Raw genomic sequence first — 18,593 nt, forward strand, 5'->3', positions numbered from 1 at the left:
GGGTCCTGCCCTCTCCGGTCGGAAGTCCTTGGTACGAACAGGATCATCGATTTCCGGAGCCGCCCGAAGAGGCCTTGGACCCCGGCGTGCGGGGACCGACCCACCCTCCTCGAGAGGCCCTCCGACGGTGCGCCGGGGACTTAGGACCCTGTGCCGTGGCGGATCGGCCGGGGATGGTCGGGAAAACCGACGGAACGGAGCACAACCATGCGCGCCCGCGAGATCATGACCAGCCCGGCGTTCGCGTTGACACCGGCCGCGACGCTCGAAGAAGCCGCCGAGATGATGACCGGCCACGGTTTCACCACGATGCCGGTGGTCGACGCGCACGGGAGGCTGCTCGGGCTGCTGTCCGAGGCCGACATCCTGCGGACGCCGGCCCCGCCCGGGGACCCGGACACCGGCGTCATGCTCGACGGCGGGCCGCGGACAGCGGGCTCGGTGATGCACACGCAAGGACTGGCCGTGCCGGCCGACACCGAGGTGCACGAACTCGCGCGGCTGATGACCGACGCCGGCGTGCGCTCGGCGCCGGTCGTCGAAGGCGGCCACGTCGTCGGCATGGTGACCTTCCGGGACGTGCTGCGAGCCACGGCCGGGCGCACCTGAGCGTCAGCTCGCCGGGACGTCCGGGCCGGTGCGGTGGCTCAGGACGTCCTCGACCGGGCGGCGGTCCGTGAGCCGGGTCGGGGAGCCGTACCCGATGCGCAGCAACGTGTGCGGCTGGCCGAGCCCGGTGAAGATCCGGTCGAGCGACTCCCGGGTCCGCACGGTTTCGAACGGCTGCGACAGGAACGACGTCGCCAGGCCTTCGGCGGTCGCGGTCAGCAGCACCCGCTGCATCACCATCCCGGCCCGGACCTCGGCGTGCGGTCCCCGGTCCCGGGTCAGCAGCACCCCGAGCAGGGGCTCCTGCTCGTATTCGCGCGGCGGCAGGTTCTCGTTCTCGTGCGACGCGCGCAGCGTCACGACTCCCGGCCCGTACGGGGGCGGGCCGGACGCGGCCTTCGGCACGCCGTCGGGACTGCCGGGTTCGCGGTGGGTCCAGTACTGCGCTTCCGCCCGGAAGACCGGGTCGTCCGCCTGCAGGGCCTCGGCCTGCCGCACCAGCGACGCCACCGTGCTGTACCGGCCGGAGACGTTGAGGTACTCGATCTGCCCGCCCTCCTGCAGGGCCGCGGACTTCAGCGCGGTGCGGGCCGCGGGCGGCACCTCCTTGTCCAGGAACGGACGGCGGTTGGTGTGCCGGCGGAACACGGCTTCGGCGAGCTTGCGCTCGCCCGCGGTGGCCTTCTGGTTGCCGTCGAGCCGGATGACCGCGACGAGGTCCGGCTCCGCCGGGTCCGGCAGCATCCGCACGACCGCGGCGAGCCCGTTGGCCCGCAGACAGATGACCAGGTTGAACGCGGCCGCACCGCACGCGAGCCGCGCCTCCCGCCCGTGCGGGTCCGCGACGGTGAGGACACGCTCGCGGTCCAACCACACCTCGATCACGTCGTGCTCGACGACGAACCGCCAGGGCTGGGTGTTGTGCGGCGACGGCGCGCGCACCGCCGAGGCGAGGGCCTGGTCGAACACGGTGGGCAGCGGTCGGGTCATCACGGGCTCCGGGTTACTGGGGGACGAACACACCCAGCATCACCGGCGGCTCCGCACCGCGGCGACGGTCGCGCGTCACCACCCGGAGGGACCAAAGACCCCCGGGGCCCCGTTGCTGAGGCCGGCTTCAGCCGGCCGGTGGGATGCTCGACCGGCGCGAGCGGAAGGGCCGAACCATGGACCGGCGAGCAGTGCACGAGCAGTGGGAGCGCGACCGCGCCACCCTCCACGAACTGGTGGCCGCCGCGACGCCCGCCGACCTCCGCCGCCGGTCGGCCGGCACCCGGTGGACCAACGGGCAGCTGGTGTTCCACCTCGTGTTCGGCTACCAGATCGTGCGTGCCCTGCTGCTGCTGGTCCGCCTCTTCGGCCGGCTGCCCGACTCCGTCAGCCGCCGGTTCGCCGCAGCGCTGAACGCGGCCACTCCCCCCTTCCACGTGATCAACTACCTCGGGTCCTGCGGAGGCGGCCTGCTCGGCCCCCGGCGCGCGGCCGCGTGGCTGGACCGCATCATCGCGTCGCTGCACCGCAGCCTGGACCGGGCCACCGAAGCCGACCTCGCCCGCGGGATGCACTACCCGACCCGCTGGGATCCTTTCTTCCAGCCGTACATGACGCTGGCCGACGTCTACCGCTATCCGAGCCGCCACTTCGCGTTCCACCAGCAGCAGCTCACGCTCGACCGGTAGAGGCTCAGCACAGCACGCGCTCCCCGTCCTCCGGGACCACCGCGCACCAGCCGGCTTCGGCGTGCAAGGCCTTCGCGAAAGCGTGCGAAGCCGCCGCCTCACCTTCGACGACGAAAGCCGTCTCGGGTGGCGGTGTCGCCGTCGCCCAAGCGAGCACCTCCGCCGGTCCCGCGAATTCGCCGGTGCTCCCCAGCACGGTCACCTCGGCCCGGACCGGCACGTACCGGCCGTGGACCTTGAGCTGGCGGGTCCCGCTCGCCAGCTGTGCCGCGCGGGTTCCCGGCACCGGCGTGCCCAGCAGGACCACCCCGTTGCGCGGGTCCGGCAGCAGCTCGGCCAGGTGCCGCAGCACGCGGCCGGAGTCCGCCGTCGCCAGGCCGGCCACGACGATCGATGGCCGGTCGGGCACCTGCTCGACCAGCCCGGCGGGAACGCCGACACGCCCGCCACGGTGCAGCTCGTGCCGGTGTTCCCACTCGGCGCGCTGGTGTGCTTCGACGGCCGAGAGACCGGCGGGGCTGTCCAGCACCACCGGCAGCTTCGGGATCTTCCCCGCGGCCATCAACTCTTCCAGCATCGTCAGCAGCCGTTCGCCACCGACCGCGGACGCCGGGACGAGGATGCTGCCGCTCCGGTTCACCGCGCGGTGCACGGCCGCGGCGAACCGGCCGGCCAGGTGGCCGTCGCCGGGCGGTGACGGCGCGGCCAGCACCAAGGCGTCCGACCGGGGCCGCGGATCCGGCGGGCGCAGCAAGCCGTGCTCCGCCGCGCCGAGCGGCCCGGCGAACACGACCGAACGGCCACCGGCCCGGATCCGCACCCAGGCCGCCCCGAGCCGCCCGCCGGCCCGGCCGAACTCGAACTCCGCGCCGTCGAGCTTCTGCAGCGTGCCGTACTCGACCGGCCGGACCAGGGCGACCGCCCGGGCGACGTCTTCCGCGCGGAACGGCGGCACGGCCGGGCCCGGTCCGGCCCAGCCCCCGGCTTCGGCAGCGAGCGCGTCTTCGGTGAACTGCTTCGCGGCGTCGGACAACGCGACCGGGAGCAACGTGGCGGTTCCCGGCATCGCGAACACCGGCCCCTGCCAGCCTTCAGCGACGAGCTGCGGCAGGAACCCCGCGTGCCCGAGGTCGGCGCTCGGCAGGATCACCGCGCCGACCGCGTGCAGTTCGTCCGGTACGGGCGAGAAGTTGCGCCGCCACAACGCGTCCGGGCCGGCGAGCAGACCGCAGCCGACCAGGATGCGGGTGCCGGGCAGCTCGAGGAGGTGGCGGGCACCGGTGGCCCCGCCGAGGAAGGTCAGCGCGGGGTCGAGGTGCGACGACGGCCGGTGACCGGTCACGTGCAGCCGCCCCGGCCACGGGCTGGTGCGGTAGCGCACGGACGCCCGGCGAGCGGCGCTGAGCGCGGCGGCGCGGGATCCTTGCTGAGCATCCGACATCGTTCTTCCCTTCACCTCAGCCGGTGACGTCACGCCGCCGGAAAGCCGCCACGCCCGCCGCGAGAAGCACCACGCCCAGCGTGGTGAGCCAGAGCAGCGGGGCGGCCTGGACGGCCGGGCCCGGCAGCTTCGGCGAGTGGGTGAACGGCGACAGGTCCAGCACCCACCGGTCCAGCTTCAGCAACGTGCCGAACTCGCCGAGCAGCAGGAACGTCGTCAGCGCGACCCAGGCGAACGCGACCGCCCGCGCCAGCAAGCCGAACAGCGCCGCCGCGAGCCCGGCGAGCACCCAGACCGCGGGCAGCTGGGCCAGCCCGGCGCCGGCCAATCGGGCGACCTCGGTGCCGGGCGTGCCGAGGCGGACCCCGTACGCCAGCCCGGCCGTGACGCCCAAGGACGTCAGCAGCACGACCGGCGCGCCCGCGGCGAGCAGCAGGTACCCCGTCAGCAGGCGGCGGCGGTCGAGCGCGGTGGCCAGCAGCGGTTCGACCCGCAGCGCCCGCTCCTCGCTCCGGAAGCGGACCAGGACGGTGATCGCGTACGCCGAGGTGATGACGGCTGCCATCGAGAACTCGGCCGCGAGGAAGGCGTCCTCCATCGCCTGTTCCCCGCCGAGGGCGGCGATCAGCGCCCGGGCGCCCGCGCTGTCGAGCATCTTCCCGACGTTGCCCGCGAGGCCGCCGAGGATCAGTCCCAGCAGGACGTACCCGGCCAGCCAGGCGGCCAGGTTCGCCCGGTTGAGGCGCCACACCAGGCCCCACGCGCCGGTCAGGGAGCGACCGGCGTGGGCCGGGCCCGGCCGGTCCGGCAGCAGCCCGGCGTCGAGGTCGCGGGCCCTGGCCGCCGCGACGGCCACCACGACGAGCGCGGCCGCGACGAGCAGTGGGAGGGCCAGGATCCACCAGACGTCGCCTGCGAAGGGCCGGACCTGCTGGGTCCACCCGATCGGCGAGGCCCAGGACAACCAGCGCGGTCCGGCGGAGTCGCCCACCGCGCGCAGGAAGTACGCGACGAATAGGGCGACGACGGCGAGTCCCGACGCCGCCCGGGCGCTCTTGGTCAGCTGGGCGGTCAGCGCGGCGAGCCCGCCGAAGACGAGCCCGGAGCCCGCCCAGCCGAGGCCGAACGCCAGCGAACCCGCCACCGGCAGCCCCGCCACCGCGAGCCCCGCGCCGCTGAAGAGGCCGATGACCACGCTCGACACGGACGTCACGACAACGGCCGCCGCCAACCCGGCGAAGCGGCCGACCACGGCGGAACCAAGCAGCTCCCGCCGCCCGGCTTCCTCCTCGGCCCGGGTGTGCCGGACGGCGGTGAAGATCATCAGCAGCGCGATCAGAGCCGCGCCGAACGCGGTCAGCTTGAAGACCGACGTCGCGCCCAGCGTCGGTTCGTACACCGGGCCGTAGAGCGCCACCAGGGCCGGGACCGAGTTGATGCTGTCGGTCGCGCTCTGCTGGTCCCCGGCGGCCGGGTAGATCGCCGCCGTCGCCGCGGCCGAAGACGCCGCCACGGCGGTGAACACCGCGGTCCACATCGGCAGCCGGACCCGGTCCCGGCGCAAGGCCAGCCGGACCAGCGCGCCGGTGCCGGTGAGCGTGCCGCTCATACCGGCACCACCTCCGGTTCGCTCCGGTAGTGCCGGAGGAACAGCTCTTCCAGGGTCGGCGGGTTGCTGGTCAGGCTCCGGACCCCGCGGTGGCTCAGCAGGCCGAGCACCGACGCCAGCTCGGTGTTGTCGACGGTCAGCCGCACGTGGTCGCCCTCGGCGGTGAAGTCGTGCACGCCCGGCAGGTGCGCCAGACCGTCCGCGGTATCGGAAATGCGCGCGGTGATGGTGGTCCGGCTGAGGTGCCGCAGCTCGTCGAGGCTGCCGGAGTCGACCAGGCGGCCGGCGCGGATGATGCTGACCCGGTCGCACAGGGCCTCCGCCTCGGACAGGATGTGGCTGGAGAGCAGGATCGTCCGGCCCCGCTCGCGCTCCTCACGGACGCACTCGCGGAAGGTCGCCTCCATCAGCGGGTCGAGCCCGGAGGTCGGCTCGTCGAGCAGGAGCAGTTCGACGTCCGACGCGAGCGCCGCGACGACCGCCACCTTCTGCCGGTTGCCCTTCGAGTAGGCCCGGCCCTTGATACGCGGGTCCAGTTCGAACAGCTCGAGGTAGCGCTTGCGGCGCTTCGGGTCCAGCCCGCCGCGCAGGCGGCCGAGCAGGTCGATGACCTCGCCGCCGGTGAGGTTCGGCCACAGCGACACCTCCCCCGGCACATAGGCCAGCCGCCGGTGCAGGGGCACGGCGTCCCACCACGGGTCGCCGCCGAGCAGCCGCATCTCACCGGAGTCGGCGCGCAGCAGCCCCAGCAGCACCCGCAGCGTGGTGGTCTTCCCGGCGCCGTTCGGCCCGAGGAAGCCGTGCACCTCACCGGTTTCGACGGTGAGGTCGAGCCCGTCGAGCGCTTGGGTGTGCCCGAAGGACTTCCGGAGGTCCCGGATCTCGATCGCGGCGCTCATCGCGTGCTCTCCAAGAGGATCCTGCGCTCGGCCGAGGCAATGGCCGCGCGGGCCGGGCCGAGGACGTCGGGGTTGACCGAGATCGACGTGATGCCGAAGCGCACCAGGTGCTCGGCGAAGCCGGGCTTGGTCGAGGGCGCCTGGCCGCACAGCGACGACGTGATGTTGTGGTGCCGGGCGATGCGGACGATCTTCTCGATCGCGTCGAGCACCGCCGGGTCGGCTTCGTCGAACAGCTCCGCGCACACGGCCGAGTCGCGGTCGACGCCCAGTACCAGCTGGGTGAGGTCGTTGCTGCCGATGGACACGCCGTCGATGCCCATGCCCGCGTATTCGGGCAGCCAGTGCACGACCGAGGGCACCTCGGCCATCACCCAGCGGTGCAGGCCGCGCTGGCGACCGAGCGGGCTGGCGTCGACCAGTTCGAGGCACTCCTCCAGTTCCCACTTGGTGCGGACGAACGGGATCATCAGGTGCAGGTTCGGTGTCTGCTCGCGCACGCGGGCCAGCGTCTCGAGCTCCAGGGCGAACAGGTCGCGTTCACGGACGTACCGGTAGCAGCCGCGGTAGCCGATCATCGGGTTGCTCTCGACCGGCTCGAACGCCTCGCCGCCGGCCAGACCGCGGAACTCGTTGGTCCGCAGGTCGGTCGCGCGGTAGACGACCGGGCGGGTGCCGAACGGCCGCGTGATCTTGAGCAGCGACTCCGTCATCTTGTCCACGAAGGACCGTTCCTCGCCCTTGGCGAGCAGGTCGCGCGGGTGGCGGCCGTCGAGGGCTTCGGTCAGCAGGAACTCCGCGCGCAGCAGGCCGACGCCGTCGACCGCCTGGGCGGCGACCTCTTCGGCGTGGTCCGGCATGGCGAGATTGACGTACAGCTTGGTGCCGATGGCTTCCGGCGCCACCGGAGCGACGACCCGCTCGGTGTGCGCCGGCGTCTTCTTGACCGCACCGGCACGGACCTCGCCCTTGGTGCCGTCCACGGTGACCAGCGTGCGGTCGGCCAGGACCCGGGTCGCGTCGCCGGTGCCGACGACGCACGGCACGCCCAGCTCACGGGCGACCACCGCGGCGTGGCAGGTCATCCCGCCGCCGTCGGTGACCACCGCGGCGGCCCGGCGCATCGCCGGCACCCAGTCCGGGTTGGTCATCGGCGCCACCAGGACCTCGCCGTCCCGCAGGTGCTTCGCCTCGACCGGGTCGTGCAGCACGCGCACCGCGCCGCTGCCGTCGCCCGGCGAGGCCGCGAGCCCGGTGACGAGGGCCTCGGTCGTCACCGCCGTCAGCGGCGGCAGCGTGGTGATCGGCCGGGACTGGACCAGGGAGATCTCGTCGGCGGCGATGGCGAACTCGATGTCCTGCGGGACTCGGTAGTGCTCCTCGACCCGCGAGGCCATCCGCGCCAGCTCGAGCACCACGGTGTCGCTCAGCACCCGCCGGCCGCCCGCGGGCTCGGGCAGGTCGATCGTGACGTCGCCGGCCCCGTCGCCGGCGATGATCTTGTGGGTCTGCCTGCCGACCCGGACCGAGTGGATGAGCAGCTCCTGCTTGCCGACGACGTAGGTGTCCGGTTCGACGGCCCCGCTGACGATCGCTTCGCCCTGGCCGAACACAGCTTCGATGACGACACGGTCGCGGTCGCCGGTGCGCGGGTCGGCGGTGAAGATCACGCCCGACCGCTCGGACTGGATCATGCGCTGGACGACGACGGCGATCGCCGGTTCGCCGGTGAACTCGCGGCTGGCGCGGTAGCTGACCACCCGCGGGCTGAACAGCGACGTCCAGCAGTCGATGACGTGCTCGGCGACCGCGTGGTCGCCCCAGATGTTGGTGTAGGTGGCGTTCATCCCGGCGAAGGAGGCTTCGGCACCGTCTTCCCCGGTGGCGGACGACCGGATCGCGACCGGCGTCGACGCGCCGAGGGCCCGGTAGGCCTCGGCGATCTCGGTGTGCAGTTCGCCGGTGAGCCCGGCCTGCCGGACGAGGTCGCGCATCCGGTCGCACTGCTCGGCCAGCGCCGTGCCGTCGTCCACGTTGGCCAGTGCCTTGGCGTGCAGGTCGGCCAGTTCGGTGCGGACGCCCGCGTGCTCCAGGGCGGCCCAGTAGCCGTCGCGGGAGATCACGAAGCCGCCCGGGACGGGGAACCCGGCCGAGATCAGTTCGCCCAGGTTGGCGCCCTTGCCGCCGACGGTCTCGTCGTCGGAGAGCCGGATTTCGGCCAGGTCGCGTACGTAGGTCATCGGAGTCCTCCTGTGGGTCCGTCGGGGAACAGTTCGCCGAGAGGCAGCCGCGGCGACGGTGCGGCCGGGACGGCGGGGTAGCCAAACCGGAAGATCGCCTGCGGCACCCCTGGCAAGGCCAGCTCCGACACCAGTCGGGCGCGGAATCCGGTCAGGTGCAGAGGCTGGGTGAGCACCGAGCCGACCAGCGCCTTCGCCGTCGCGGTCAGCCAGACGCGCTGCAGGGCCGCGCCGGCGGCGAGGTGGTCGGCGCGCGCGTCACCGTCGGTGCAGAGGACCAGAAGGTTCTCCGCGGCGAGCCGGGCGGCGAGCACGGCGTCGTCCGGGATCGGCGTGCCGGCGCGCACGAGCCCCGCCACCGGCAGGGCTTCGGGGCTGAGCGCGTCCTCGGGAACGCCGTCACCGACGGCGTCCCACCCGTGGGTGTGCGCGGTCCACGTCTCGAGTTCGCGCTGGTAGCCGCGGTCTTCCCGCAGGACCCGCGTGGCGAAGCCGAGGAGTTCGGCCAGCTTGTCCAGGCGGGCGGGCACGACGAGGTGCACCCCGGTCGTCTCGCCGACGGCGACCACCGCGGTGTGGACGTCCTTCGGCACGCGGTTGTGGAAGAACCGGTGCCGGTGACTGCGGCGGCGGCCGATCGCCTGGTACAGCGAGTAGACCCGGGCGGAAGCCGCACGCCCTCGGCCGATCGTCACCGTGGCCACGACGTCGTCGTCGCGGTACTCGACGTGGCAGTCGCGGCCGAGCGCGCGGACCGCGAGTTCGAGGTTGGTGAGCGCGGCGCCGCAGGACAGCAAGCGGTCGCGGCCGACCGGGTCGTGCCGGCGCAGCTCGACGTCCCGGCGCTCCAGCAGATCCACCTCGGTGCCGCGGACGAGCAGCTGCCACGGCTGGCTGTTGTGCACCGAGGGTGCGCGGCTCACCGCACGGGCGAGCACGCCGATCTGCTCGTGGGTCAGGGCTGCCGGTGCTGCGGCGGTCATCGCGGTCACTCCCGAACGCGGAGTCGGACGCTCCGCCGAAGTCATGGTGGGCCCGCGGCCGGTGCGGGCACCGGAGCACAAAGTCCTCCGGTCCGGCGGAATTCGGCCCCTACCCGCGCCCTCGGCCGGGGCGCACGATCGCGGTAACACCCGAGGAAGGAAGGCAGATCATGAACTCAGCTACTGGCCGAGTGATCGTCGTCGGCACGGACGGCTCGGAACGCGGCGACGCGGCTTTGCGGTGGGCTCTCGAGGTGGGCGCGCACGCTGGTGACTCGGTCCGCGCGATCCTCGTCCGGCCCCGGGACACCCTGCTGCCGGGCACGTCGTTCACCATCCAGCCGCACGGCCGGGTGCCGGAACAGGCCTACTCGCTCGAAGAGCACATCGCCGGTCTGCGCATCGACACGGCGGCCACCCTCGAAACGAGCACGGTCCACGGCGACCCGGCCACCGAGCTGGTGACGGCTTCGGCCGACGCGGACCTGCTGGTGCTGGGCACCCACCGCGGCGGCGCGCTGGCCGACCTGGTGCTGGGCAGCGTGGGGCGGGAGTGCGTGCGCTTCTCGCGGTGCCCGGTCGTGGTCATCACCCCGGAGGCCGCGAATCGGCTGGCTTCGGTCTAAACCGCGGTTGCCCTGTTCTGCAGGGAAAGCCTCCGGCGGCCACCACGAAGCTGGTGACCGCCGGAGGCTTTCGTGCGTTCAGTGCCGTCGGGTGGCCCAGCGGAACAGCTCGTCCGCTCCCCACACCAGGACCGGCATCGGCAGCATCAGCGCGATCACCCACGCCGGCAGAGCGGCCGTCCCGAACAGCGCTTGCAACGGCGGCAGGTAGATCAGCGCCGCGGCGAAGACCAGTTCGAACACGATCCCGCCCAGCAGCAGCCGGTTCGTCGTGAGGCCCACCTCGCGCAGGGAAACCCGCTCGGTGCGGGACGCGAAAGCCGTGCCGATCTGGCAGAACACGATCGCCGCGAAGCTCGCGGTCGTCGCCTGGAGGTACGCGTGGTGCAGCGGGGCTCCCGCCGAGACGTCCGCGCCCGGGTGCCAGCCCGCCGCGTACAGCACCGCGAAGTACGCGCCCAGCACCAGGACTCCGGAGAGCAGGCCCATGATCCCCCACGCGCGCAACAGCATCCGGCCGGTGACCACGCCCTCCGAGCGGCGGCGCGGGCGGCGGGCCATCAGGCCCGGCTCGGCGGGTTCGCGGCCGAGGGCCAGCGCGGGCAGCGTCTCGGTGCCGAGGTCGATCGCCAGGATCTGCAACACCGTCAGGGGCAGCGGTATCGCCCCGCCGGACACCGCGAAGAGCAGGAACGGCAGGACTTCCGGCACCGCGTGCGCGAAGATGTAGAGCACGAACTTGCGGACGTTGTCGAAGACCCGGCGCCCCTCCCGCACCCCGGCGACGATGGTCGCGAAGTTGTCGTCGGTGAGCACCACCGTCGCCGCTTCCTTCGCGACGTCCGTTCCGCCGACGCCCATCGCCACACCGATGTCGGCCCGGCGCAACGCCGGCGCGTCGTTGACGCCGTCGCCGGTCATCGCCACGACTTCGCCGCAGTCGCGCAGCGCGTCGGCGATCCGCAGCTTGTCTTCCGGCGCCGCGCGGGAGAACACGATCTCGCCGCCCGCCGTCAAAGCTTCGTCGAGCGCCGGTTCCGGCAGCTCGGCGAGCTCGTCACCACTGATCACGCGGTCCGCGCCGATCCCGACGCGGCGCGCGATCTCCGCCGCGGTCCGGCCGTTGTCGCCGGTCACGACGTGGACGGTGATGCCCGCCGAATGGCAGTCCGCGACCGCGGCGGCGACCTCGGGCCGCGGCGGGTCGACGAGCCCGACCAGCCCCAGCAGGCACAGGTCCGACTCGGCTTCGTCGCGGCTCCCCGGCACGGCGGCCGCCTCGCGGCGGGCGACGGCCAGCACTCGCAGGGCGCGGCCCGCCATCTCGTCGACGCGCTCGATGATCCGCTCCCGTAGCTCGGTCGTGAGCGGGACTTCGGTGCCGGAAGCGTCGCGGACCGACGCGCACCGCGGCACCACCTGTTCCGGCGCACCCCTTGGTGGCCACGAACAACACACCGTCCACGGAGTCCACAGTAGACATCCGCTTGAGCCGGGGGTCGAACGAGTACAGGGTCTCCCGCGCGGTTTCCCGGGCCGCCGGGTCGAGCGCGGTCCCGTGGTCGGCCGCGTAGCCCAGCAGCGCCAGCTCCGTCGGGTCACCACTGGCCGAGGCGAGGTCGGCGGTGCTGCAGCGCGCGAGGGACGCGGCCAGCACACCCACGTCCGAGAGAGGTTCGCCCAGGCCGTCCCGGACCTCTTCGACGTGCATCGAGTTGCGGGTCAGGGTTCCGGTCTTGTCGGTGCAGATCACCGTCGTGGAGCCCAGGGTCTCCACCGCCGACAGCCGTTTGACCAGTGCGCCTTCCTTGGCCATGGACCGGACCCCGGCGGCCAGCGCGAGGGTGATCGTCGGCAGCAGCCCCTCGGGGACGTTCGCGACCAGCAGGCCGATCGCGAACACGAACGCCGCCGACCACGAAAGCCCGGCCAGCCAGCCCAGCGGCAGGAAGCCGATGCCGACCACGACCGCGACCCCGGCGATCAGCCACGCCACGCGGCGGACCTGCCGCTCCAGCGGGCTCTCCTCACGCCCCACCCGGGCCGAGAGCGACGCGATCCGGCCGATCTCGGTGTGCCGCCCGGTGGCGTGCACGACCGCGTGCGCGGCGCCGGCGACGCAGACCGTGCCGCTGAAGACGAGCACGGGAGACTCCAGCGGCCGGGACGCGTCGTCGTGGACGTCGGCCATCCGCGTCACCGCCGCCGACTCCCCGGTCAGCATCGAAGCGTCGACGTCGAGGGTGCCCTCCACCAGCCTTGCGTCGGCCGGGACGCGGTCCCCCTCGGCGAGCACCAGCACGTCCCCGGGCACGATCTCCGTCGCGGGCACGTGCCGGACACTGCCGTCGCGCAGCACCGACGCGCGGTCGGGGAGGTAGCGGCCGAGCGCCTCGACGGCCTTTTCCGCCTGCTGCTCCTGGACGAACGCCAGCAGGCCGTTGAGCAGGATCACCCCGACGATGGCGATCGCGAGGTTGGTCGTCCCGGCCAGCCAGGCGAGCCCGGCCGCGACCCACAGCAGCAGCGCGAGCGGGTGGATCAGCTGCCGCAGCAGGGCCAGCGGCCACGTCGCGCCGTGGTGGGACGGCAGCACGTTGGGGCCGCTCACCTGGAGCCGGCGAGCGGCTTCGCGGGCGGTCAGGCCCGTGACGCCGGTGCGCAGATCCCGCAGCAGGCGGGCGACGGGTTCGCGCGCGTCCACCTCCGGGGCTTCCCCGGCGTCCGGCTTCGTCCTCAGGTGCGTGGTCATCGTCAGGGCTTCTTTCGCTTAGGGGTGGCGAGACCGACCAGGAGCAGGGCTTGGGGTAGTCCGGGCAGCAGCCCGTCCTCGACGTACTTGGCCCGCTCGGCGGGCGCCAGGGCCGGCGTCGGCAGCACCCGCGAGGCGAAGCCGCGGACCGCGGTGGCGAGCCGGGTCGAGTGCAGGGCCGCACCGGCTAGGGCGTGGTGGCGGCGGCTGTCGCCGGGCGTGGTGATCAGCAGCGACGAGTGCCCGGTGACGTCGGCGCCGAGCTGCTTGAGTGTCAGTGCCCAGTCCGGGCGGACGATCCGGACGTCCGTTTCCGGCCAGAAGTCGTCGCCGCCCACCGCGCCCAGCACGGCGAGGCTGACCGGGCGCAGCGCCGTGCCCTGTCGCGGTTCTCCCAGCTTCCGCAGCGCCACGTAGCGCGCCCATTCACCGCTCGACGGGCCGCGCGCGCCGCCGACGCGCACGACGGCCACCACGTCGGGGCGGTCCGGGTCGTGCGGGAAGGCGACCACCGGTTCACGGCCGAGAACCCGCACGACGGTCCAGATGGTCGACAGCGCGGCGCCGCATTCGAGGAGGGCGGCGGTGTCGGCCCGCTCGCGCCGGACGGGCGGCTCGGTCAGCACGATTTCGTCCGGCCGGACCTCCGCGACGCACCGGTTCGGGCCGAGCCGCACCAGCGCGTCGCCGAGGACCGACCGTGACGACCGGTCCCACCGGAACGCCTGCGCGGTCATCCGCCGAGGTGTCTCGACGCGGCCCGGCAGGTGGCCAGCAGGCCGTCGACGTCGATCACGGTGACGCGGTTCTCCAGGCCGGGCGGGATCTCGGCCCGGACGTCCGGGTCCGGGGAGACCAGCGCGACCGGCACGTGGTCGCGGACCGCGCAGACGACGCCGAACTCGCGGGCCGTCAGCTCGGCCTCCTGACCCCGGACGTCGACGACCAGGTCGGGCTGGGCGAACGGCTCGTCGAGCGGGCAGCGGCCACCGACCGCGAGGGCGCGGCAGAGCCCGGCGCGGCTGTGGCACCGGCTGACCAGGCAGCCGGCGTCGCGCAAGGGCTGGACGAGGAAGTCGGCGTCCCCGAAGGACGCTTCGGTCAGCAGGACGTGCATGGCTTCACCTCACGATCACTCGGGCGAGCGCCTCTTCGGCGCCGCGGGCCAGCTCCAGGTCTTCCCGGGGCAGGACGATCAAGGCGGGCACCGGCGAGTCCGCCGCGGTGACGACCCGGTCGACGTCGGTGTGCGGGACGTTGCCGGCGCGCAGGCCGAGCACACCGAGCCCGTCGATGACGGACTTGATCAGCTCCGGCTGGTGCTCGGCGACGCCGCCGGTGAACACCACCGCGTCCAGGCGCGACAGGCTCGTCGCGGCCGCGCCGATCTCGCGGCGGAGCCGGTGCCGGTAGACGTCGAGCGCGACCTCGGCGTCCCGTTCGCCGCGATCGGCCGCGGCCAGCACCCGGCGCAGGTCGCCGTTCGTGCCGCTCATCCCGGCCAGCCCGGAACGGTGGAACAGCGCGTCGGCCATCTCGGCCGGGGTCATCGGCGCCGTCTGCATCACGTGCAGCAGCAGCCCCGGGTCGACCGAACCCGACCGCGTGGCCATCATGGCGCCTTCGAGCGGAGTGAAGCCCATGCTGGTGTCGACGCCGTGACCGTCGCGGATCGCGGTCACCGACACCCCGGCCCCGACGTGGGCGCAGACCACCTGCAGCTCGTCGGGCGCCCGGCCGAGCAGCTCCCCGGTGCGCCGCAACGCGTACTGGCACGACAGGCCATGGAAACCGTAGCGGCGCAAGCGGTTCTGCGCGGTCCACGACCGCGGCAGCGGGTACCGCGCCGCGGCCTCGGGCATCTGCGCGTGGAAGGCGGTGTCGAAGCAAGCCACCACCGGAACATCGGGCAGCAGCCGCCGGACCTCCCGCGTCACCTCCAACGACAACGGCTGGTGGTTCGGCGCGAGCGAGGTGAGCCGTTCGAGGTTCGCGAGCAGCGCGTCGTCGACTCGCGCCGGGGCCTTCTGCAGCCCGCCGTGGACGAAGCGGACGGCGATCGCGTCCACCTCGGACCAGCGGCGGATCGCCTGGGCGACGGCGCCGGGATCGGCCAGGTCCCACGCTGTCCAGCCGACCGCGGTGCCGTCGGCGACCAGCGACACCTTCATGCTCGACGAGCCCGGGTTCAGGGTCAGCACACGCATGGTCGCTCCTTCAGTCCCGTAGGTGGCGCAGGAACGGGTCGGCGGACGCGGACCGTTCGAACCGGGCGCGGACGTCGAGCGCCACACAGCCTTCGGAACGCACGCGCACCGGGTTGAGGTCCAGCTCGGCCAGCTCGGGGACGAGCTCGGCGAGCCGGCTGACCTTCAGCAGCAGCTCCCGCACGGCGGCCCGGTCGAGCTGCCCGGACGCCCACAGCGCCTTCGACGATCGCAACCCATCCAGGAGCAGGTCGGCGTCTGCTGCGGTGAGCGGGGCGAGCCGGGCGGCGCGGTCGGCGATCAGGTCGGTGTCAACGCCGCCGAGGCCGAACACGACCAACGGCCCGAACACCGGGTCCGAGCGCACACCGACCAGCAGCTCCCGCCCGGGTTCGGCCATCGGCTGCACGGTGACCCCGCGCAGGGCCGAGCCGAACCGGGATCGCAGGGTGCGGAACGCCTCCATGATCCGGTCGGCGCCGTGCACGTTCAGCAGCACGCCGCCGCCCGCGGTCTTGTGCAGCAGCCCTTCGGCGTCGGCCTTCAGCACGACCGGCGAGTCCAGGTCGGCGGCCGCGGCGGCCATCGAGTCGTCGGCTTCGACGTACCGGGTCTCCACCATCGGGATGTCGGCCAAGCGCAGCAGCTCGACGGCCTCGGCGGGTGGGAGCCAGCCCTCGCGTCCGGTGGCGAACGCCCTCAGCGCATCGGGATCCGCCAGCGGCGCAAGGGATTCCTCTGTCTCGGGGCGGTTCAGCCACTGCTCGTAGCGGACGAGCCGGGCCAGGACCGCGGCGGCCGCGGCCGGGTCGTCGTAGCAGGCGGTCACCCCGCGGCCGGGCACCAGCGGGGCGACGCGGGCGCGCTGCCCGGGCCGGACCGCGAAGACGGTCTTGTACTCCGGCGGCAGCACCGCGGCGATCGCGGTCCCGGGGTCGCCGACAGCGGTGGGCACGGTCGCGGCGATCACCGCGTCGACCCCGTCGTCGGCGAGGACGGCCCGCAGCGCGTCGGCGAAGAGCTCCGGTGGGACGGCCGCGGTCGTGTCGACCGGGTTGCGCACCGCGGCTTCGGCCGGGAGCAGCTTGGCGAGCCGGTCCCGGGTGTCGTCGGAGAGTTCGGCCATGACCAGGCCTTCGCGCTCGCAGGCGTCGGCGGCCAGCACCCCTGCCCCGCCGGCGTTGCTGACGACGGCCACGCGCGGGCCGCCCGGCAGCAGCTGCCACGACAGCCCGGCGATGACGTCGACCAGCTCGGCGACGGTGTCGACGGCGATGACCCCGGCCTGCTCGAACAGCGCGTCGCGGGTGACCGCGGGGGTCGCGGCGGCCGCGGTGTGCGAAGCGGCGGCGCGCTGGGCGGTCCCGCCGCTGCCCGACCGGACGGCGAGCACCGGACGCGTGCGGGCCAGCTGCCGCGCCAGGCGGCTGAACTTGCGGGGGTTGCCGAACGATTCGAGGTAGAGCACCGCCAGCTCGGTCCGGCGGTCGGCGGTCCACCACATCAGCAGGTCGTTGCCGCTGACGTCGTACTTGTCGCCGGTGGAGACCAGCGTCGACATGCCGAGGCCGAGGTCGCCGAGGGACTCCGCGAGCGCGATGCCCACTCCGCCGGATTGGGTGACCACGCCGATGTTGCCCGGACGGACCGGAGAAGCGAGGAAGGTGAGGTCGTAGGGGCAGGCCGGGTCGGTGGAGACCACACCGAGGCAGTTCGGGCCGACCAGCCGCATGCCGTACTCGCGCACCGCGGCGTGGACCCGTTCGCCCGCCTCGGAGCCGGTGAGGCCCGAGGAGATGATCACGACCGCACGGACACCCCGTTTCCCGCATTCTTCGACCGCTTCGGCGGCGGCCGGCGCGGGCAGGCAGACCACCGCGAGTTCGGGGGTGCGGCTCAGCGCCGCCACGGACCGGACGCTCGGCACGCCGAGAATCTCACGGGCGTGCGGGTTCACCACCTCGACCGGTCCCCGGTAGCCGGAGGCGACGAGATTGGCCAGGATCGCGTGCCCCACCGAACCCGGGCGCCGTCCCGAGCCGATGACGGCGATCGACGACGGCTTGAACAAGTGGGTCAGGCTGGCCGCGTCGGCGACCGAGTCGCGCTTCAGCACGGCGTCCAGGTAGGCGGCGTCTTCGTCGAGGATCATCACGACGTCCCGTTCGGGGCCGCCGACGCTGGCCTCGAACCGCAGGCCGAGGTCGGCGAAGACGTGGAGCACCTTGGCGTTCTCGGCGAGCACCTCGGCGACGAACCGCTTCAGGCCCGCCTTCCGGGCGTGGGAGACGAGGTGCTCCATCAGCAGGGTCGCGACGCCCTGCGTGCGCACGGTCGCGTCGACGACCAAGGCGACTTCGGCGTCACGGGAGTCCTTCAGGACCTCGTAGTTCGCGACGCCGACGAGCTCGCCGCGGCGGTAGCAGCCCACGGCGTAGTGGCCGGGGCCGGGATCGGCGGTCATCTCCGCCGCCAGTCTGTCCAATCCGGACGGTCGCGCGCCGAAGAACCGGAAGTAGGTGTCCTGCTGGGTGAGCCGGGTGTGCAGGGTGAGCACCTCGGCGGTGTCGGCCGGGTGCAACGGGCGCACAAGCACCACGTCACCGTCCGCGAGCAGGGCCCGGGAGCCCGCCTCCACGCTCATCGCTTCTCCTCACGGCACGAAGGCGGGCGCGGCCGACCAAGTGGCCGCGCCCACCTGAGTGGAGGTCACCTAGTCCTTGGTGACCTGGATCTTGACGTGCTTGTCGCGCGGGTGCTCCGAGACCGGCATCGAGATCTCGAGGATGCCGTCGGAGTACGTCGCCTTGACCTTCGCCGGGTCGGCCCCGGCCGGCAGGCTGACGGTGCGGCTGAAGGTGCCGTAGTAGAACTCGCTGCGGCCCTCCGTGTGCTCCTTCGCCTCCCGCTCGGCCGTGATGGTGAGCAGACCGTTGTGTGTGGTCACGGAGACGTGCTTCTCCGGGTCGAAGCCGGGCAGTTCGGCCCGCACGAGGTACCGTCCGTCCTCAGTGGACTCCTCGATCCGGACCGGGTTGTGCTCGGCGAACGGCCACGGGTTCTCCAGCCACGCCGCGATGCTCGGCAACGCCAGGCGTGAGCCCGGCACCAAGGCAGTCATCGTTTCGCTCCTCTCCGCGGCGACGGGCGCCGCACCACAAGGAGACCTCGGGGACCCGGTGCCGCGAAGCGGCCGGACTGCCCGAACCGCGAGGACCTTCGTCACCGAAGACCCGGCCGGGGACCAACGGCCCTGTACTCCGTCCGGCCCCGGTGTCACCGTCAGCGCACGGGGAGAACGGGAGCAAGAAATGAACCAGCCAGCGGAAACCTGGAGCTTCGACGTCGCCGTCGAGCACGGCCCGCACCGGACCCGGGCACAGATCGTGCTGCACACGCCGGACAGGCACGAGTTCTCCGGCGTGGGCCTCGCCCATCGGGCCGGCCCGGCCCGGATCGCCGGTTACCTGGCGCTGGGCCGGGCGATGTCCGACCTCACGGAAGAACTGGTGGAAGCCGCAACCGCGGAACTGGAAGCGGAAGCCGGT

General features: G+C 73.2%; 14 protein-coding genes and 2 pseudogenes. 4 read left to right on the forward strand and 12 right to left on the reverse strand.

The window, feature by feature from the left end:
* The first annotated feature begins 207 nt into the window (after positions 1–207).
* Positions 208–609 carry an HPP family protein gene (locus tag ACLJQE_RS40785; protein ID WP_410645050.1) on the forward strand — a complete coding sequence of 134 codons (402 nt, stop codon included), beginning with the start codon at positions 208–210 and terminating at the stop codon, positions 607–609.
* 3 nt (positions 610–612) lie between these two features.
* Here the strand turns inward: ACLJQE_RS40785 and ACLJQE_RS40790 are convergent, their stop codons facing one another.
* A complete protein-coding gene (locus tag ACLJQE_RS40790) occupies positions 613–1,599 on the reverse strand; it encodes an Acg family FMN-binding oxidoreductase (protein WP_410645051.1) in 987 nt (328 codons plus the stop codon).
* A gap of 176 nt (positions 1,600–1,775) precedes the next feature.
* Here ACLJQE_RS40790 and ACLJQE_RS40795 point away from each other — a divergent pair, with 176 nt between their 5' ends.
* Positions 1,776–2,288, forward strand: coding sequence for a DinB family protein (locus ACLJQE_RS40795; RefSeq protein WP_410645052.1), 513 nt, complete (start codon positions 1,776–1,778; stop codon positions 2,286–2,288).
* Positions 2,289–2,292: 4 nt separating this feature from the next.
* On the opposite strand, the gene ACLJQE_RS40800 is transcribed toward ACLJQE_RS40795, so the two are convergent.
* From ACLJQE_RS40800 to ACLJQE_RS40820, 5 genes are read right to left on the reverse strand one after another with little or no spacing between them, the layout of a single operon-like run.
* Complete coding sequence (locus ACLJQE_RS40800; protein WP_410645053.1) at positions 2,293–3,729, reverse strand: MBL fold metallo-hydrolase; 1,437 nt, start codon at positions 3,727–3,729, stop codon at positions 2,293–2,295.
* A 16-nt stretch (positions 3,730–3,745) separates the two neighbouring features.
* The gene (locus ACLJQE_RS40805; protein WP_410645054.1) at positions 3,746–5,338 is read right to left on the reverse strand and encodes an ABC transporter permease; all 1,593 of its coding nucleotides are present in this window, start codon (positions 5,336–5,338) and stop codon (positions 3,746–3,748) included.
* Positions 5,335–6,237 (reverse strand): ATP-binding cassette domain-containing protein, encoded by a 903-nt coding sequence (locus ACLJQE_RS40810; protein ID WP_410645055.1) that lies wholly within the window; start codon positions 6,235–6,237, stop codon positions 5,335–5,337. Before ACLJQE_RS40810 ends, ACLJQE_RS40805 begins: the two co-directional genes overlap by 4 nt.
* The gene (gene ppsA, locus ACLJQE_RS40815) at positions 6,234–8,477 is read right to left on the reverse strand and encodes a phosphoenolpyruvate synthase (protein ID WP_410645056.1); all 2,244 of its coding nucleotides are present in this window, start codon (positions 8,475–8,477) and stop codon (positions 6,234–6,236) included. Before ppsA ends, ACLJQE_RS40810 begins: the two co-directional genes overlap by 4 nt.
* Positions 8,474–9,460, reverse strand: a complete 987-nt coding sequence (locus ACLJQE_RS40820) for an Acg family FMN-binding oxidoreductase (RefSeq protein ID WP_410645057.1) — start codon at positions 9,458–9,460, stop codon at positions 8,474–8,476. The genes ppsA and ACLJQE_RS40820 overlap by 4 nt, the downstream gene beginning before the upstream one ends.
* Positions 9,461–9,630: 170 nt before the next feature.
* On the opposite strand from ACLJQE_RS40820, the gene ACLJQE_RS40825 reads away from it, so the two are divergent.
* The gene (locus ACLJQE_RS40825; RefSeq protein ID WP_410645058.1) at positions 9,631–10,086 is read left to right on the forward strand and encodes a universal stress protein; all 456 of its coding nucleotides are present in this window, start codon (positions 9,631–9,633) and stop codon (positions 10,084–10,086) included.
* Positions 10,087–10,164: 78 nt separating this feature from the next.
* On the opposite strand, the pseudogene ACLJQE_RS40830 reads toward ACLJQE_RS40825, so the two are convergent.
* The 6 genes and pseudogenes from ACLJQE_RS40830 to ACLJQE_RS40855 all read right to left on the reverse strand — a co-directional run bounded on the left by ACLJQE_RS40830 (position 10,165) and on the right by ACLJQE_RS40855 (position 18,166).
* Positions 10,165–12,838, reverse strand: a pseudogene (locus tag ACLJQE_RS40830) (cation-translocating P-type ATPase).
* A 2-nt stretch (positions 12,839–12,840) separates the two neighbouring features.
* A complete protein-coding gene (locus tag ACLJQE_RS40835; protein WP_410645059.1) occupies positions 12,841–13,575 on the reverse strand; it encodes a hypothetical protein in 735 nt (244 codons plus the stop codon).
* The gene (locus ACLJQE_RS40840) at positions 13,572–13,955 is read right to left on the reverse strand and encodes a hypothetical protein (protein WP_410645061.1); all 384 of its coding nucleotides are present in this window, start codon (positions 13,953–13,955) and stop codon (positions 13,572–13,574) included. Before ACLJQE_RS40840 ends, ACLJQE_RS40835 begins: the two co-directional genes overlap by 4 nt.
* Positions 13,956–13,959: 4 nt before the next feature.
* Entirely contained in the window at positions 13,960–15,045 is a 1,086-nt protein-coding gene (locus tag ACLJQE_RS40845) for an acetate/propionate family kinase (protein WP_410645062.1), read from the reverse strand.
* A gap of 10 nt (positions 15,046–15,055) precedes the next feature.
* The gene (locus ACLJQE_RS40850) at positions 15,056–17,689 is read right to left on the reverse strand and encodes a GNAT family N-acetyltransferase (protein WP_410645063.1); all 2,634 of its coding nucleotides are present in this window, start codon (positions 17,687–17,689) and stop codon (positions 15,056–15,058) included.
* 69 nt (positions 17,690–17,758) lie between these two features.
* Positions 17,759–18,166, reverse strand: coding sequence for an Hsp20/alpha crystallin family protein (locus ACLJQE_RS40855; protein WP_410645064.1), 408 nt, complete (start codon positions 18,164–18,166; stop codon positions 17,759–17,761).
* A 190-nt stretch (positions 18,167–18,356) separates the two neighbouring features.
* On the opposite strand from ACLJQE_RS40855, the pseudogene ACLJQE_RS40860 reads away from it, so the two are divergent.
* Positions 18,357–18,587, forward strand: a pseudogene (locus tag ACLJQE_RS40860) (dsRBD fold-containing protein); the annotation flags it as partial.
* Positions 18,588–18,593: the final 6 nt, after the last annotated feature.

Origin of the sequence: Amycolatopsis sp. lyj-346, assembly GCF_046548975.1 — a bacterium.
Taxonomy (GTDB): Bacteria; Actinomycetota; Actinomycetes; order Mycobacteriales; family Pseudonocardiaceae; genus Amycolatopsis.